Genomic DNA, 14,485 nt, shown 5'->3' on the forward strand with positions numbered 1-14,485 from the left:
CGTCGCTGGCGAGTCGCGGGGTTCGGCGGACAATGAAGGGATGACGCCTTCGACTCAGCCGCCTGCTTCCGTGCCCTTCCTCGAGGCCTTGCGCTTCTGGCTCAAGCTCGGCTTCATCAGCTTCGGCGGGCCGGCCGGCCAGATCGCCATCATGCACAGCGAGCTGGTCGAGCGGCGCCGCTGGATCAGCGAGAAGCGCTTCCTGCACGCGCTGAACTACTGCATGCTGCTGCCCGGCCCCGAGGCGCAGCAGCTGGCCACCTACATCGGCTGGCTGATGCACCGCACCTGGGGTGGCATCGTCGCGGGGGCGCTGTTTGTGCTGCCCTCACTCGTCATCCTCATCGCGCTGAGCTGGGTGTACCTGCGCTTCGGCGACGTGCCCGTGGTGGCCGGCCTGTTCTACGGCATCAAGCCGGCGGTGACAGCCATCGTGCTGCACGCGGCCCATCGCATCGGTACCCGGGCGCTGAAGAACGGCTGGATGTGGGGCATCGCGGCGGCGGCCTTCGTGGCCATCTTCGCCGGGGGCGTGCCCTTCCCGGCCATCGTGATGGCCGCCGCCCTGGTGGGCTGGTTCGGCGCGCGTCAATGGCCGGCCGCGTTTGCCCTGGGAGGCGGGCATGGCGAAGCGAAGCAGGGCGACGGGCCGGCGGTGATCGACGACCACACACCCACACCGCCGCACGCCCGCTTCTCGCGGGCTCATCTGCTCAAGGTGCTGGTCGCCGGGCTGGGGCTGTGGGGGGGCGTGATGGCTGTGCTCGTGGCCGCGCAGGGCTGGGACAGCACGCTGGCGCAGATGGGCTGGTTCTTCACCAAGGCGGCGCTGCTGACCTTCGGGGGCGCCTATGCCGTGCTGCCCTACGTGTACCAGGGCGCGGTGGAGCACCACCAATGGCTGAGCGGACCGCAGATGATCGACGGCCTGGCGCTGGGCGAAAGCACGCCGGGCCCGCTCATCATGGTGGTGGCCTTCGTCGGCTTCGTGGGCGGCTGGCTGCACCAGGCGCTGGGGCCCGAGGCGCTCTTCCTGGGCGCGGCGCTGGCCGCCACGGTGGTGACCTTCTTCACCTTCCTGCCGTCCTTCCTGTTCATCCTCGCGGGTGGGCCGGTGGTGGAGGCCACGCACGGCAGGCTGGGCTTCACCGCGCCGCTGTCGGCCATCACGGCGGCGGTGGTGGGCGTGATCCTCAACCTCGCGCTTTTCTTCGCCTACCACGTGCTGTGGCCGCAGGGCTTCAGCGGGCGTTTCGATGCGGTCTCGGCCCTGATCGCCGCCGGCGCGGCCGTGGCCCTGTTCCGCTTCAAGGTGGGCGTGATCCCGCTGCTGGGCGGCTGCGCCCTGATCGGCTTGGTGGCCACGCTGGCGTGACCGCACCGCACGGCCTGCGCTTCAGGTGACCAGCGTCGGCAGGCCGCGGTCCTCCATCACCGGCTCCTGGAACTCCTCGGCCATCGCAAAGGCCAGCACCAGGGCCGAGCCGGCCAGCACCAGGGTCAGGCCGTAGCGCAGCCATCGGCTGATGCGAGGGGTGAGCGGGGCGTGGTGCGTGCGTTCGGCCCACCAGTCGCGCGCGGCCAGCATGGCAAAGCCGGCCAGGGCAAACAACGAGAGTGAGAGCGACCACAGCGACCAGCCTGCAAAGAGGGTGCCGGCCGCGGGCGGGGCCTTGGCGGGCAGGAAGAGGACATCCTGCGCCAGCAGGTAGCCTCCCGCACTGCCCAGGGCGAGCGCCAGCACGACGTTGATGACGATCCGGCCGAACATGCCGCCTTGTCTCCTGGGCGATCGATGGGGGCGTGGTGGCCCGATCGTGCACCAGAAGTCTAAAGTGTGCAATATGTCACGAACCGGGGCGGGCGTGGCGCCCAGGGGTCGCCGCCCCGGCGGGGTGTTCAGCGAGCGAGCTCCTGCGCAAACTCCACCAGCGCCCAGCTGCGCAGCGGAGATCGCAGGTCGAGCTTGGCTCGCAAGGTTTCTCGGCCGGCCTGGCACAGTTCCTGGGCATTGGCGGCACCGATGTTGCCGAAGGCGCGGTAGGCGGTGTCGGGGTCGGGCATGCGCTGCCAGCGCGCCTCGGTGGCGCCGGCCAGGGCCTTCTCCAGCAACTGGGCCTGGGTGTCGGTGAGTTGCCGCGGCGCCGGCTGGCCGCGCACCTGGGCCAGCACCGCACGGCGTTGCACGGCGAAATGGGCTTCCATCTGCTCGGGCGGCAGGGTGCCCAGCCAGGCGCGCTCGATCATCTGCACCTGTTCGGCGCTGAGGTCGCTCACGATGAGGCGCTTGCAGATGGAGGGCGGGACCCAGCCCATGAGTTCGATGCTGGCACGCAGCAGCCGCTCGATGTCCGCATCGTCCAGGCGCGCGATGCCCCCGGTGATCAGGGCCAGGCCCGCTTCGGCGAAGTAGCGGGCGCGTTCTTCCTCGCTGAACCGCGCGAGCGCGCTGTCCTCGATCATGCCGGCCAGCCGGACGGTGACTTCCGGGTTTCCCAGCGTGGCGCGATAGTGCCGGCGGATGACCGAGCGCTGCTCGGCCGACGCACGCGGAAACGAGACCTGGGCCATGCGCTCGAGGAAGGCCTCGTCCTGGTAGATGCGCAACAGCTCGGCGGCCATGGGCGGCACGGCGGTCTGGGCCGAACTGCCCAGGCTGGTGAGCGCGAGACCCAGGGCCGTCAGCAAGGCGCGCGAGCAACGCGCAAGGCGGTTGGAACGGGGCAGCATCGAGACACTCCGCAAGCCGGTGGACCAGGACGGTGCCATGGTAGTGCGCCGCCGCCGGGCCTGGCGAGCCCCCGGGTGGAGGGGCATACCTGTGCGTGTGCAATAGCGCACGCGGCCTGTTTCACCGGCGTTGTTCCAGGACCGCGGGCGGGTTGCTCGCGGGTGCGGCGGGCGCGACCATCAGGTCGCGCAGCGAGGCCAGGGCCAGGGCCAGGAAGGCCGCGGCGCACAGCCGATAGGTGATGCGCGCCCAGCCCGGGCCGGCACGACGGAAGAGCCGGTCCACGATGGCTGCGCACACGAAGCACCACAGCACCGACGAGGCCATGAAGCCGGAAAGGAAGAGGCCGTAGTCGGCCGCGGTGGGCTGCTGCACGCCCACCGCGCCGAGTGCACTGCCCAGGGCGGCCCAGAAGGCGATGTTGTGGGGGTTGGTGAGCGACAGCGTCACGCCCGAGCGCAGTGCGCGCGACGCATCGGTGCGCGACGAACCACCGGTGTCCAGATGAAACTCGTGGCTGGCCGAGCGCCAGGCATCCCAGGACAGCCAGGCCAGGTAGGCCACGCCGGCCAGGCCCACGGGCCAGCGCAAGGCCTCCACCTGCAGCAGCACGCCCACGCCGGCCAGGCCGAGCACGGCCCAGGTGGCATCGCCCACCAGCGAGCCCACCTGCACCGCAAAGGCCGGGCGGAAGCCCCCGCGCACGCCCTGGCGCACGGTTTCGGCAAAGACGGCGCCGGGCGCGGCGTTGAAGACGAGGCCCAGCACGAAGGCGGCGGCAAAGAGCGTGAACATGGGGTGATGTTAGCGGTTGGCTTCGGCGATCCACTGCGCGGCGCGCTCGGCGATCATCAGCGTGGGTGAGTTGGTGTTGCCGCTGGTGATGGTGGGCATCACGCTCGCATCCACCACGCGCAGGCCGGCCACGCCACGCACGCGCAACCGGGCATCGACCACGGCGCCGGGGTCGTTGGCTGCGCCCATGCGGCAGGTGCCCACCGGGTGGAAGATGGTGGTGGCGATGTCGCCGGCCAGGCGGGCGAGGTCCTCGTCGCTCTGGAACTGCACGCCGGGCTTGACCTCCTGGGGCCGGTACTTCGCCAGCGCCGGCTGGGCCACGATGCGCCGCGTCAGGCGCAGCGAATCGGCCGCCACCTGGCGGTCTTCGGGGGTGGACAGGTAGTGGGGGGCGATGCGCGGGGCGTCGCGGAAGTCCTGGGAGCGGATGCGCACGTGCCCGCGGCTGGTGGGGTTGAGGTTGCACACGCTGGCCGTGAAGGCATCGAAACGGTGCAGCGGCTCGCCGAAGGCATCGAGCGAGAGTGGTTGCACGTGGTACTCGACGTTGGGCCATGCATGCGCGGGCGATGAGCGTGTGAAGGCACCCAGCTGCGAGGGCGCCATGCTCATCGGCCCGCTGCGCTTGAAGGCGTATTCCAGCCCGATGCGCAGCTTGCCCCAGGGGGAACGGGCCAGCGTGTTCAGCGTGGGCACGCCCTGCACCGAGAACACCGCACGGATCTGCAGGTGGTCCTGCAGGTTCTCGCCCACGCCGGGTAGCTCGTGGCGCAGCTCGATGCCGTGCTCACGCAGCAGCGTGCCGGGCCCGATGCCCGAGAGCTGCAGCAACTGCGGAGTGCCGATGGCCCCGGCGGTGAGCAGCACCTCGCGCGTGGCCTGCACCTGTTCGACGCCGGTGCGGGTGTGCACCTCCACGCCCTGGGCGCGCAGGGCGCCGTCGGCGCCGCGCTGCAGCAGCAGCCGGCTCACCTGGGCGTGCGTCCACACGGTGAGGTTGGAGCGGTCGATGGCCGGGCGCAGGAAGGCCTTGTTGGTGTTCCAGCGCCAGCCGCTGCGCTGGTTCACCTCGAAGTAGCCCACCCCCTCGTTGGTGCCGCGGTTGAAGTCGTCGGTGGCCGGGATGCCGGCCTGCTGCGCAGCCTGCGCGAAGGCGTCGAGCACCTCCCAGCGCAGGCGCTGCTTTTCCACGCGCCATTCGCCGCCGTGACCGTGCAGTTGCCGGAACCCGGGGTTGCCAGGGTCGGGGTCGTCCAGCCGCCAGTGGTCTTCGTGCAGCTTGAAGAAGGGCAGGCAGACGTCCCAGCGCCAGGCCTCGTCACGCGTGAGGCGGGCCCATTCGTCGTAGTCGCGCGACTGACCGCGCATGTAGATCATGCCGTTGATGCTGGAGCAGCCGCCCAGCACCTTGCCGCGCGGGTAGCGCAGGCGGCGACCGTTCAGCCCGGCATCGGGCTCGGTCTGGTAGAGCCAGTCGGTGCGCGGGTTGCCGATGCAGTACAGGTAGCCCACCGGGATGTGGATCCAGTGGTAGTTGTCCCGGCCTCCGGCCTCGATGAGCAGCACGCGCTTGGACGCGTCAGCACTCAGCCGGTTGGCCAGCAGGCAGCCGGCCGTGCCGGCGCCGACGATGACGTAGTCGAACTGCAGACCGTTCGTCGTTTGCGACATGTTCTCCGCCCTCCACCTCAGTGCGCCAGTCTAGTGCCGCGGCCGCGCCATGGGGGGTGGGGGATCGGGTGGATTCCTGACCTCATTGTTCACAGAAACGAACAATCCAGACATTCTTGCTGAAACGCTGCGGCGCGAGACAATGCGCCCTGCCATGTCCATGACCCAAGACCTTCGCTTCCTCTGGCGCCCCATCGTGTCGATGGCGGCCGTGATCGTGCTCTCCAACGTGCTGGTCCAGTTCGTCATCAACGACTGGCTCACCTGGGGTGCCTTCACCTATCCGCTGATCTTCCTCGTCACCGACCTGACCAACCGGGCCGTGGGCCCGGTGGCTGCGCGCAAGGTGGTGGCGGTGGGGTTTGTCGTGGCGGTGGCGGTGTCGCTGTGGCTGGCGCCCTGGCGCATCGCGGTGGCCTCGGGGGCGGCCTTCCTTGCGGCGCAGGCGCTGGACATCGCGGTCTTCAACCGCCTGCGCCAGGCGAGCTGGTGGAAGGCGCCGCTGATCGGCTCGGTGCTCGCTTCGGTCCTCGACACGGCCATCTTCTTCTACATCGCCTTTGCCGGCAGCGAGTTCGACTGGGTCACGCTGGGCGCGGGGGACCTTGCCGTGAAGTGGCTGATGGCCGTGGTGCTGCTGGCGCCCTACCGCGCCATGCTGCCGCACCTGCAGGCCTGGGTGCCGGCGGCACGCTGACGCTCAGACGGCGCCCAGGGTGCGCCGGGCCTGCTCGAAGGCCTCGTGGGTGCTCAGGTGGATCTGCCCTTCGAGCGCCTGGCCCAGCGGCGTGCCGCGCAGGCGGTCCATCACCGGGCCCTTGACCTCCGAGAGCGACAACGCGATGCCGCGGCGCGCCAGGCTGCGCTGCAGCTCGGTGAGCACCCCCAGGGCGGTGGTGTCGATCAGGTTCACGGCCGGGCACACCAGCAGCACCTGGCGGATGCCGGGGTCGGCAGCCAGCCGTGCCTCGATGCGATCCTCGATCACGTTGGCATTGCCAAAGTACAGGCTTTCGTCCACGCGCAGGGCCAGCAGCCCCGGCACCGTCTCGACCCGGTGGCGCTCGACGTTGCGGAAATGCTCGGTGCCCGGCACGCGGCCCACCACGGCGATGTGGGGGTGGCTGCTGCGCCACACCAGCACGCCCAGCGAGCAGGCCACGCCGATGGCGATGCCGGCTTCCACGCCCAGCGCGATCACCCCGGCGGCGGTGGCCAGCAGCGACAGGGCGTCGCCGCGGTCGTAGCGCCAGGCCTCCTTCAGCGTGTGGGTGTCGATGAGCGAGGTGACCGCCACGACGATGGTGGCGGCCAGCACGGCGTGCGGCAGGTGGTGGAAAAGGCCGGTGAAGGACGCCACCACGAGCGCCATCAGCGCCGCGGAGATCACGCCGGCCAGCGGCGTGCGGGCGCCGGCCGCGAAGTTCACCACCGAGCGCGCAAAGCCGCCGGTGACCGGGTAGCCGCCCGACACCGCACTGGCCAGGTTGGCTGCGCCCAGGCCGACCAGCTCGCGGTTGGGACGGATGCGCTCCTGCCGCTTGAGCGCCAGCGACTGCGCCACCGACACGCTTTCGACAAAACCCACCAGCGAAATCAGCAGCGCCGGCAGCAGCAGCGGGCCCAGGGTCTCCAGGCTGGGCAGCGGCACCGTCAGCGAGGGCAGGCCCTGGGGCACGGCGCCCACGATGCGCACCCCCGCACGCTCGGCCAGGCCCAGGCCGGCCACCAGGGCCGTGGTGACCAGCACGGCTGCCATCGGGGCGAGCTTGGTGAGCAGCTCCGAGGTGCCCGGCGCCAGCCCCAGGCGGGCGAGGCCCCGGGCCAGGAAGCGCCGCGAGAGCCACAGAAAGAGCACGCTGCCTCCCCCCAGGGCGAGGGTGACGGGCTGGGTCTGCGGCAAGGCGTGCACCAGCGCGGCGAGCGTCTCCCACACGCCATGGGCCTGGATCTTCACGCCCAGCAGGTGTGGCAGCTGCCCCACGGCGATCACCACGGCCGAGCCGGTGATGAAACCGCTGATGACCGGGTGGCTGAGGAAGTGTGCGAGGAAGCCCAGGCGCAGTGCACCGAAGGCCAGCAGCATCACCCCGGACAGCAGCGCCAGCTGCATGGCCAGCGCCACGTACTCCGGCGAGCCCGGGGTCGCCAGCGGCTGCAGGGCGCTGGCCGTCATCAGCGAGGCCACCGCCACGGGCCCGACGGCCAGGGTCATGCTGGAGCCCAGCAGCGCATAGGCCACCAGCGGCAGCAGGCTGGCGTACAGCCCCACCTGCGGCGGCAGGCCCGCGAGCAGCGCATAGGCCAGGCTCTGCGGGATCAGCATCACGGTGACGATGAGGCCGGCTGTGAGATCACCCGCGAACCATTCGCGGCGGTAGTCTCTCAGCCAGGCGGGCAGGGCGTTCATGGCGGAGCGTGGATCAGGCGGCCGAGGCGCGTTTCTCGCGCATCAGTTCGCCGGCTTCGTAGATCGCCATGCCCACCAGCATCGCCACGACGAAGACGAGGGCCTTCGGTTGCAGCGCTCCCAGGGACACCAGCGCCGGGCCCGGGCAGAAGCCCGCCAGGCCCCAGCCCACGCCGAAGGTGAGGCTGCCCAGCACGAGGCGACGATCGATGTCGCGCCGCTGCGGCAGATGCATGGCGCCGCCCAGGAAGCTGGTGGTGCGGCGCTTGGCCACCGTGAAGGCCCCCAGGCCCACCAGGATGGCCCCGCCCATCACGAAGGCGAGCGAGGGGTCCCAGGCGCCGAACAGGTCGAGAAAGCCCAGCACCTTGCCCGGGTCGGTCATGCCCGAGACGATGAGGCCCAATCCGAAGAGCAGGCCCACGGCGAATTCAGTCAGGCGTTGCATGGTGAAGATCCTTTCCAAGCCATCAGGCGAAGAGGTGGCGAACCACGAACACCGTGGCAAAGCCCGTGCCCATGAAGGCAAGCGTGGCCACCAGGGAGCGCGGCGACAGGCGCGACAGGCCGCACACGCCGTGCCCGCTGGTGCAGCCGGCGCCGTAGCGGGTGCCCAGGCCCACGAGCAGGCCGGCGATCACCAGCACGCCCCAACCGGCGTCGATGCGCACCTCGGGCAGGGTGCCGGCCAGCGCATAGACCGCCGGGGCCGCCAGCAGCCCCAGCAGGAAGGCCAGCCGCCAGCCCGTGTCGCCCGTGCGGGGCCGCATGAGCCCCGCCACGATGCCGCTGATGCCCAGCACGCGGCCATTGAGCAGGATGAACAGGGCCGAGGCCAGGCCCAGCAGCACGCCGCCGGCCAGCGACATCCAGGGGGTGAAATGGGTCCAGTCGATGGTGATCATGATTGACTCACTTGCAGAATTGGTCGTACAGCACCCCCATCACGGCCAGGGCCTGGGGGCTGTCGATGCGGTAGTGGATGTGCTTGCCCTCGCGGCGCGTGGCCACCAGGCCTTCGTCGCGCAGCACGCCAAGTTGCTGCGACAGCGTGGGCTGGGCGATGTCGCACAGGGTTTCCAGTTCCCCCACGCGCCGCTCGCCCTGTGACAACTCGCACAGCAGCAGCAGCCGGTCGGGGTTGGACAGCACTTTCATCAGGCGGCAGGCCGCATCAGCGGCCGCCCGCACGCGGGCAGGATCGAGAACGGTGTCGGTCTGCACGGGGGCCTCTCTATAGTTTCGATGAAGATAGTATATTGACAAACAGAATATTTGTCAATATAGTGAAGCCATTGGCAACATCCTTCAGGAGTGCGTCCATGAACCCCAATGTGCAAGCCTTCTTCGATCCTGCGACCTGGACGGTCAGCTATGTCGTATACGACCGCCCGGGCGGCCACGCCGCCGTGGTCGACTCCGTGCTGGACTACGACCCCAAATCCGGCCGCACCCGCACCACCTCGGCCGACCGCCTGATCGACTTCGTGCGCGCCCAGAACCTCACGGTGCAATGGATCCTCGAGACCCATGCCCATGCCGACCACCTCTCGGCCGCCCCCTACCTGCGCCGCGAGCTGGGCGGGCGCATCGCCATCGGGGCGGCCATCACCAAGGTGCAGGATGTCTTCAAGCGAGTCTTCCACCTGGAGCCGGAATTCCGCACCGACGGTGCCCAGTTCGACCAGCTGCTCAGCGACGGCGAAACCTTCCGCATCGGTGAGCTGGAGGCGAAGGCGATGTCCGTGCCCGGCCACACGCCGGCGTGCATGGCCTACCAGGTGGGTGACGCCGTCTTCGTGGGCGACACCCTCTTCATGCCCGACGTGGGCACGGCACGCTGCGACTTCCCCGGCGGAGACGCCCATGCGCTGTACCGATCGGTGCGCAAGCTGCTGAGCCTGCCGCCGGCCACACGGCTTTTCATGTGCCACGACTACCCGCCCGACGGACGCAAGCCGGCGTGGGAATCCACCGTGGCCGACCAGCGCGCGCACAACATCCACATCCACGACGGTGTGAGCGAGGAGGCCTTCGTCGAGATGCGCACCAAACGCGACGCCACACTCGAGATGCCCACCCTCATCCTGCCCTCGGTGCAGGTGAACATCCGCGCTGGTGAGATGCCGCCACCCGAGGCGAACGGTGTGTCCTACCTGAAGATCCCCGTCAACGCCTTGTGAGGCAGGCCATGAGCGATTCCCAGGTCACCGTGCACCTGCAACAGCAGCAAGACTACCGCTTCGAGATCGCCTTCGGCGGCACCGTGCCCGCGCTCATCGGCGACGAACCCCCGCCGCTGGGGGGCGGCACCGGGCCGTCGCCGGTGCAGCTCCTGGCCGCCGCCGTGGGCAACTGCCTGAGCGATTCCCTGCTGTTCGCGTTGCGCAAGTACCGCCAGTCTCCCGAGCCACTGAGCGCGCAGGTGACGGCGGAGGTGGGCCGCAACGCCGAAGGCCGGCTGCGTGTGCTCAAGATGGAGGCGGTGCTGCGCCTGGGCGTGCCCGCTGCGCAGCTTCAGCACCTGGACCGCGTGCTGTCGCAGTTCGAGGCCTTCTGCACCGTCACGCAAAGCGTGGGCGCCGGCATCCCCGTCGAGGTCCAGGTCATCGACGCCGAGGGCGCGCGCCTCAAGTAGCCCCGCCCAGCGCCGGAAAGAGCTTGAGCAGGCCGTCGGCCATGATCTCCACGGCCAGCGCGGCCAGGATCAGCCCCATCAGGCGCGTCATGATGTTGATGCCGGTCTGGCCGAGCAGCCTGGCGATGCGCCCGGCGGCCGACAGTGCCAGGAAGGCGGCCGCGCCGATCACCAGGCCGTAGCCCATGAGCACGCCCACCTGCCACCAGTGGGTGGTCTGCTGCGAGTAGATCACCATCGTCGAGATGGTGGCCGGGCCGGTGAGCAGCGGGATGGTCAGCGGCACCACCGCGATGCTCGCGCCCGCATCGGCTTTCGATTCGCCCTCGTCCACATCTTCCTTGCGCGTCTCGGCGGGCTGGGCCTGCAGCATCTGCAGCGCGCTGATCAGCAGCAGCATGCCGCCGCCCACCTGGAACGACGCGATGGAGATGCCGAAGAACTCGATGATGCGCAATCCGGCCAGCGCACTGATGGCCACCACCAGGCAGGCGGTGAAGGCGCTCACCCGGATGGTGCGGCGGCGCTGCTCGGCGGTGAAGCCCTGCGTGAAGTGGATGAAGAAGGGCACCACGCCGATCGGGTTGACGATGGCGAGCAGGGCGATCAGGGGCTTGAGCAGGTCCATGTGCGTCAGCGCCCCCCGCCCACATCGAGGATGGCGCCGGTCGTGTAGCTGGCGGCGTCCGACAGCAGCCAGACGATGGCCTCGGCCACCTCCTCGGGCCGCCCGGGGCGCTGCATGGGGATCAGCGGGGCCAACCGCCAGGCCCGGTCGGGCTGGCCGCCGCTGGCGTGGATGCCGGTGTCGGTGATGCCCGGGCGTACCCCGTTCACCCGCACGCCTTCGGCGGCCACCTCCTTGGACAGGCCGAGGGTCAGCGTGTCGATGGCCCCCTTGCTGGCGGCATAGTCCACGTACTCGCCCGGGCTGCCCAGGCGGGCGGCCACCGAGGAGACATTGACGATGGCCCCACCGGCGCCGCCGTAGCGTGTGCTCATGCGGCGCACCGCCTGCTGGGCGCACCAGATGCTGCCGTACACATTGGTGGCGAACATGCGCTGCAGCCGCTCGGCATCGACTTCGTCCAGGCGCGCTTTCGCGCCCACGATGCCGGCGTTGTTCACCAGGCCTGTCAGCGGCCCGGCTTCGCGGTCGATGGTCTCGAAAAGCCGCGCGACATCGGCCTGCACGGCCACATCGGCCTGGGCCAGCAGGGCCCGCACACCCAGGGCTGTGGCCTGAGTGGCCACCGCTTGCGCGGCCTGCTCGTCGCGGGCGTAGTGGATGACGACGTCATGGCCTTCCCGGGCGCAGGCCAATGCGGTGGCGGCGCCGATGCCGCGACTGGCGCCGGTGATGAGGGTGAGAGGGCGTGCCATGGCCGCCGATTGTGCCGCGCCTGGCTGGTGCGTGTTGCGCACGAGGGCCTACGGACAAGCCCGTACAGCCCGGCGACCCGGGCGGCGCTACAGTGAACTGAACAAAAACCTTCGATCTGAACGATCGTCCGACAGGAGACACGCCATGAAGCGCCGCAGTTTTCTCGCCGCCTCCACCGCTTCGGTGGGCACCCTGGCCTTTCCCGCCCTGGTGCGCGCGCAAGGATTGGAGAAGCCCCGGATGACCATCGCCGTGGGCGGCAAGAACCTGCTGTACTACCTGCCGCTGACGGTGGCCGAAACCCTGGGCTACTTCAAGGACGAGGGCCTGGATCTGACGATTGCCGACTTCGCCGGCGGCTCGCGCGCTCTGCAGGCCGTGGTGGGCGGCAGCGCCGATGTGGTCTCGGGCGCTTTCGAGCACACCGTCAACATGCAGGCCAAGGGCCAGCGCATGCGTGCCTTCGTGCTGCAGGGGCGCGCGCCGCAGATCGTGCTGGGCGTGAACCCCAAGACCCTGCCCAACTTCAAATCGGTGGCCGACCTCAAGGGCAAGAAGATCGGCGTGACTGCACCGGGCTCGTCCACCAACGTGATGGTCAACTTCGTGCTGGCCAAGGCGGGCCTCAAGCCCAGCGACGTGTCCATCATCGGCGTGGGCGCTGCAAGCGGCGCCGTGGCGGCGATGCGCTCGGGGCAGATCGATGCCATCTCCAATCTCGACCCGGTCATCACGCTGCTGCAGCGCTCGGGCGACCTGAAGATCGTCACCGACACCCGCATCGTGAAGGAAGCCGACCAGGTCTTCGGCGGCCCCATGCCGGCCGGCTGCCTGTATGCCCCGCAGGCTTTCCTCGACAAGAACCCCAACACGGCCCAGGCGCTCACCAACGCCATCGTGCGTGCCAACAGGTGGATCCAGCAGGCCGGCCCGTCGGACATCGTCAAGGCCGTCCCGGAAAGCTATCTGCTGGGCGACCGCGCGGTCTACATCGACGCCTTCCTGGCCGCCAAGGGCGCGCTCTCGCCCGACGGCAGCATCCCCGATGCCGGCGCCGATACGGCGCTGCGGGCCCTGCGCAGCATCGACGAGTCGCTCAACAATGTGCAGTTCGACCTCAAGGCCGTCTACACCAACGACTTCGTGAAGAAAGCCAACGCGAAGTACCCGAAGGCATGACGGCGCCGGCACTTTCCTTGCAGGACATCACCTGCACCTTCGTCAGCCGCGAGGACAAGACGCAGCGCTACACGGCGGTGCGTGATGTCACGCTGACCATCGCACCCGGCGAGTTCGTCTCGGTGGTGGGCCCCACGGGCTGCGGCAAGAGCACGCTCTTGAACGTGGGGGCGGGCCTGCTGGCGCCCAGCAGCGGGCGGGTCGAGGTCTTCGGCCAGCCGCTTGCTGGCATCAACACGCGCGCCGGCTACATGTTCCAGGCCGACTCGCTGATGCCCTGGCGCACGGCGGTCGAAAACGTGATGGCCGGGCTCGAGTTTCGCGGCGTGCCGGATGCGCGCGAGCAGGCCGAGCACTGGCTCAAGCGCGTAGGCCTGGGCGGCTTCGGCGACCGCTACCCGCATCAGCTCTCGGGCGGCATGCGCAAGCGCACCAGCCTGGCCCAGACGCTGGTGCTCGACCCCGACATCATCCTGATGGATGAACCCTTCTCGGCCCTGGACATCCAGACCCGCCAGCTGATGGAAAACGAGGTGCTGCAGCTCTGGGCCGAGAAGAAAAAAGCGGTGCTCTTCATCACCCACGACCTGGACGAAGCCATCGCGATGAGCGACCGCGTGGTGGTGCTCAGTGCCGGCCCTGGCTCGCACCCCATCGGCGAATTCACCATCGACCTCGAGCGCCCGCGTGACGTGGCCGAAGTGCGTGTGACCCCGCGCTTCATCGAGCTGCACCAGGCCATCTGGGACGTGCTGCGCGAAGAGGTCCTCAAGGGCTACCGGCAGCAACTGGCGGCTTGAACGATATGTGGAATCTCATCAAACCCAGCCCCCGCAACCTGCGCGTGTGGCAGGTGGGCGTGCTCGTGGTGGTGTTCGGCTTCTGGCACGTGATGACCAAGCCGGGCCTGCTGCCCAACTTCATCTTCGAGAACGACCAGCAGGCCGCCTTCTTCTTCGGCGAGCCGCTGAAGATCTTCGGCCGCATCTGGAACTGGTTCTTCGTGGCGGCCGACATCTACCAGCACCTGTGGATCACGCTGGTCGAAACCCTGCTGGCCTTCGGCATCGGCACGGTCTTCGGTCTGGCCATGGGTTTGTGGCTGGCGCTCAGCCCCATGGCCGCGGCCATTCTCGACCCCTACATCAAGGCCGCCAACTCGATGCCGCGCGTGATCCTCGCGCCCATCTTCGCCGTGTGGTTCGGCCTGGGCATCGCCTCCAAGGTCGCGCTGGGCGTGACGCTGGTCTTCTTCATCGTGTTCTTCAACGTCTACCAGGGTGTGAAGGAGGTCAGCCCGGTGGTGCTGGCCAATGCCCGCATGCTGGGCGCCAGTCAGAAGCAGCTGCTGCGCCATGTCTACCTGCCCAGCGCGATGAGCTGGGTCTTCAGCTCGCTGCACACCTCGGTGGGCCTGGCCTTCGTGGGCGCGGTGGTGGGCGAATACCTCGGCTCGGCCCGGGGGGTGGGCTATCTCATCCTGCAGGCCGAGGGCAGCTTCGACATCAACACCGTGATGGCCGGCATCCTGGTGCTCACCGCCTTTGCGCTGGTGCTCGACGCCCTGGTGGGCGTGATCGAGAAGAAGCTGATGAAGTGGCAGCCGAAATCCGGCGAAACTGAAAAACTGTAGAGCGCCTTGGGTTGCTCACCATCGAGCGGCACCCCGCGGAG

At 69.2% G+C, this 14,485-nt stretch carries 17 protein-coding genes; 7 read left to right on the top strand and 10 right to left on the bottom strand.

What is annotated here, in order from left to right; all coding sequences use genetic code 11:
* The first annotated feature begins 40 nt into the window (after positions 1-40).
* Positions 41-1,375: a chromate efflux transporter gene (gene chrA, locus C1704_RS04825; RefSeq protein ID WP_104301508.1), complete on the top strand. Its 1,335-nt coding sequence runs from the start codon at positions 41-43 to the stop codon at positions 1,373-1,375.
* A 21-nt stretch (positions 1,376-1,396) separates the two neighbouring features.
* Here the strand turns inward: chrA and C1704_RS04830 are convergent, their stop codons facing one another.
* From C1704_RS04830 to C1704_RS04845, 4 genes are all read right to left on the bottom strand, one after another.
* Positions 1,397-1,771, bottom strand: coding sequence for a hypothetical protein (locus C1704_RS04830; protein ID WP_104301510.1), 375 nt, complete (start codon positions 1,769-1,771; stop codon positions 1,397-1,399).
* A 128-nt stretch (positions 1,772-1,899) separates the two neighbouring features.
* Entirely contained in the window at positions 1,900-2,730 is an 831-nt protein-coding gene (locus C1704_RS04835) for a hypothetical protein (protein WP_104301512.1), read from the bottom strand.
* Positions 2,731-2,851: 121 nt separating this feature from the next.
* Complete coding sequence (locus tag C1704_RS04840; RefSeq protein ID WP_104301514.1) at positions 2,852-3,526, bottom strand: LysE family transporter; 675 nt, start codon at positions 3,524-3,526, stop codon at positions 2,852-2,854.
* 9 nt (positions 3,527-3,535) lie between these two features.
* Positions 3,536-5,200: a GMC family oxidoreductase gene (locus C1704_RS04845; protein WP_104301516.1), complete on the bottom strand. Its 1,665-nt coding sequence runs from the start codon at positions 5,198-5,200 to the stop codon at positions 3,536-3,538.
* Between the two features lie 154 nt (positions 5,201-5,354).
* Here C1704_RS04845 and C1704_RS04850 point away from each other — a divergent pair, with 154 nt between their 5' ends.
* Positions 5,355-5,897 carry a VUT family protein gene (locus C1704_RS04850; RefSeq protein ID WP_245876375.1) on the top strand — a complete coding sequence of 181 codons (543 nt, stop codon included), beginning with the start codon at positions 5,355-5,357 and terminating at the stop codon, positions 5,895-5,897.
* 3 nt (positions 5,898-5,900) lie between these two features.
* Here the strand turns inward: C1704_RS04850 and C1704_RS04855 are convergent, their stop codons facing one another.
* Genes C1704_RS04855 through C1704_RS04870 form a run of 4 tightly spaced genes read right to left on the bottom strand, consistent with a single transcriptional unit; the run spans position 5,901 to position 8,834 of the window.
* Positions 5,901-7,610: a SulP family inorganic anion transporter gene (locus C1704_RS04855; protein WP_104301518.1), complete on the bottom strand. Its 1,710-nt coding sequence runs from the start codon at positions 7,608-7,610 to the stop codon at positions 5,901-5,903.
* 13 nt (positions 7,611-7,623) lie between these two features.
* Positions 7,624-8,058 (bottom strand): YeeE/YedE family protein, encoded by a 435-nt coding sequence (locus C1704_RS04860; protein ID WP_104301520.1) that lies wholly within the window; start codon positions 8,056-8,058, stop codon positions 7,624-7,626.
* Between the two features lie 22 nt (positions 8,059-8,080).
* Positions 8,081-8,512, bottom strand: a complete 432-nt coding sequence (locus tag C1704_RS04865) for a YeeE/YedE family protein (RefSeq protein ID WP_146076033.1) — start codon at positions 8,510-8,512, stop codon at positions 8,081-8,083.
* 10 nt (positions 8,513-8,522) lie between these two features.
* Positions 8,523-8,834 (bottom strand): ArsR/SmtB family transcription factor, encoded by a 312-nt coding sequence (locus C1704_RS04870; protein WP_245876376.1) that lies wholly within the window; start codon positions 8,832-8,834, stop codon positions 8,523-8,525.
* A gap of 98 nt (positions 8,835-8,932) precedes the next feature.
* Here C1704_RS04870 and C1704_RS04875 point away from each other — a divergent pair, with 98 nt between their 5' ends.
* The gene (locus tag C1704_RS04875; protein ID WP_104301524.1) at positions 8,933-9,793 is read left to right on the top strand and encodes an MBL fold metallo-hydrolase; all 861 of its coding nucleotides are present in this window, start codon (positions 8,933-8,935) and stop codon (positions 9,791-9,793) included.
* An 8-nt stretch (positions 9,794-9,801) separates the two neighbouring features.
* Positions 9,802-10,248 carry an OsmC family protein gene (locus tag C1704_RS04880; RefSeq protein ID WP_104301526.1) on the top strand — a complete coding sequence of 149 codons (447 nt, stop codon included), beginning with the start codon at positions 9,802-9,804 and terminating at the stop codon, positions 10,246-10,248.
* Here the strand turns inward: C1704_RS04880 and C1704_RS04885 are convergent.
* Positions 10,241-10,876, bottom strand: a complete 636-nt coding sequence (locus tag C1704_RS04885) for a MarC family protein (RefSeq protein ID WP_104301528.1) — start codon at positions 10,874-10,876, stop codon at positions 10,241-10,243. The genes C1704_RS04880 and C1704_RS04885 overlap by 8 nt on opposite strands.
* A 5-nt stretch (positions 10,877-10,881) precedes the next feature.
* Positions 10,882-11,631 carry an SDR family oxidoreductase gene (locus C1704_RS04890; protein ID WP_104301530.1) on the bottom strand — a complete coding sequence of 250 codons (750 nt, stop codon included), beginning with the start codon at positions 11,629-11,631 and terminating at the stop codon, positions 10,882-10,884.
* A gap of 145 nt (positions 11,632-11,776) precedes the next feature.
* On the opposite strand from C1704_RS04890, the gene C1704_RS04895 reads away from it, so the two are divergent.
* The 3 genes from C1704_RS04895 to C1704_RS04905 are packed head-to-tail and all read left to right on the top strand — an operon-like array spanning position 11,777 to position 14,444.
* Positions 11,777-12,811 (top strand): ABC transporter substrate-binding protein, encoded by a 1,035-nt coding sequence (locus C1704_RS04895; protein WP_104301532.1) that lies wholly within the window; start codon positions 11,777-11,779, stop codon positions 12,809-12,811.
* Positions 12,808-13,611 (top strand): ABC transporter ATP-binding protein, encoded by an 804-nt coding sequence (locus tag C1704_RS04900; protein ID WP_104301534.1) that lies wholly within the window; start codon positions 12,808-12,810, stop codon positions 13,609-13,611. Before C1704_RS04895 ends, C1704_RS04900 begins: the two co-directional genes overlap by 4 nt.
* A 5-nt stretch (positions 13,612-13,616) precedes the next feature.
* Positions 13,617-14,444 carry an ABC transporter permease gene (locus C1704_RS04905; protein ID WP_104301536.1) on the top strand — a complete coding sequence of 276 codons (828 nt, stop codon included), beginning with the start codon at positions 13,617-13,619 and terminating at the stop codon, positions 14,442-14,444.
* The last annotated feature ends 41 nt before the right edge of the window (positions 14,445-14,485 follow it).

This window comes from Caldimonas caldifontis (genome assembly GCF_002930615.1).
GTDB classification, from domain to species: domain Bacteria; phylum Pseudomonadota; class Gammaproteobacteria; order Burkholderiales; family Burkholderiaceae_C; genus Caldimonas; species Caldimonas caldifontis.

Excerpts from the sequence above, each read along its gene's own strand:
- chrA (WP_104301508.1), top strand. The coding sequence starts at position 41 with ATGACGCCTTCGACTCAGCCGCCTGCTTCCGTGCCCTTCCTCGAGGCC.
- C1704_RS04830 (WP_104301510.1), bottom strand. The coding sequence starts at position 1,771 with ATGTTCGGCCGGATCGTCATCAACGTCGTGCTGGCGCTCGCCCTGGGC.
- C1704_RS04835 (WP_104301512.1), bottom strand. The coding sequence starts at position 2,730 with ATGCTGCCCCGTTCCAACCGCCTTGCGCGTTGCTCGCGCGCCTTGCTG.
- C1704_RS04840 (WP_104301514.1), bottom strand. The coding sequence starts at position 3,526 with ATGTTCACGCTCTTTGCCGCCGCCTTCGTGCTGGGCCTCGTCTTCAAC.
- C1704_RS04845 (WP_104301516.1), bottom strand. The coding sequence starts at position 5,200 with ATGTCGCAAACGACGAACGGTCTGCAGTTCGACTACGTCATCGTCGGC.
- C1704_RS04850 (WP_245876375.1), top strand. The coding sequence starts at position 5,355 with ATGTCCATGACCCAAGACCTTCGCTTCCTCTGGCGCCCCATCGTGTCG.
- C1704_RS04855 (WP_104301518.1), bottom strand. The coding sequence starts at position 7,610 with ATGAACGCCCTGCCCGCCTGGCTGAGAGACTACCGCCGCGAATGGTTC.
- C1704_RS04860 (WP_104301520.1), bottom strand. The coding sequence starts at position 8,058 with ATGCAACGCCTGACTGAATTCGCCGTGGGCCTGCTCTTCGGATTGGGC.
- C1704_RS04875 (WP_104301524.1), top strand. The coding sequence starts at position 8,933 with ATGAACCCCAATGTGCAAGCCTTCTTCGATCCTGCGACCTGGACGGTC.
- C1704_RS04880 (WP_104301526.1), top strand. The coding sequence starts at position 9,802 with ATGAGCGATTCCCAGGTCACCGTGCACCTGCAACAGCAGCAAGACTAC.
- C1704_RS04885 (WP_104301528.1), bottom strand. The coding sequence starts at position 10,876 with ATGGACCTGCTCAAGCCCCTGATCGCCCTGCTCGCCATCGTCAACCCG.
- C1704_RS04890 (WP_104301530.1), bottom strand. The coding sequence starts at position 11,631 with ATGGCACGCCCTCTCACCCTCATCACCGGCGCCAGTCGCGGCATCGGC.
- C1704_RS04895 (WP_104301532.1), top strand. The coding sequence starts at position 11,777 with ATGAAGCGCCGCAGTTTTCTCGCCGCCTCCACCGCTTCGGTGGGCACC.
- C1704_RS04900 (WP_104301534.1), top strand. The coding sequence starts at position 12,808 with ATGACGGCGCCGGCACTTTCCTTGCAGGACATCACCTGCACCTTCGTC.
- C1704_RS04905 (WP_104301536.1), top strand. The coding sequence starts at position 13,617 with ATGTGGAATCTCATCAAACCCAGCCCCCGCAACCTGCGCGTGTGGCAG.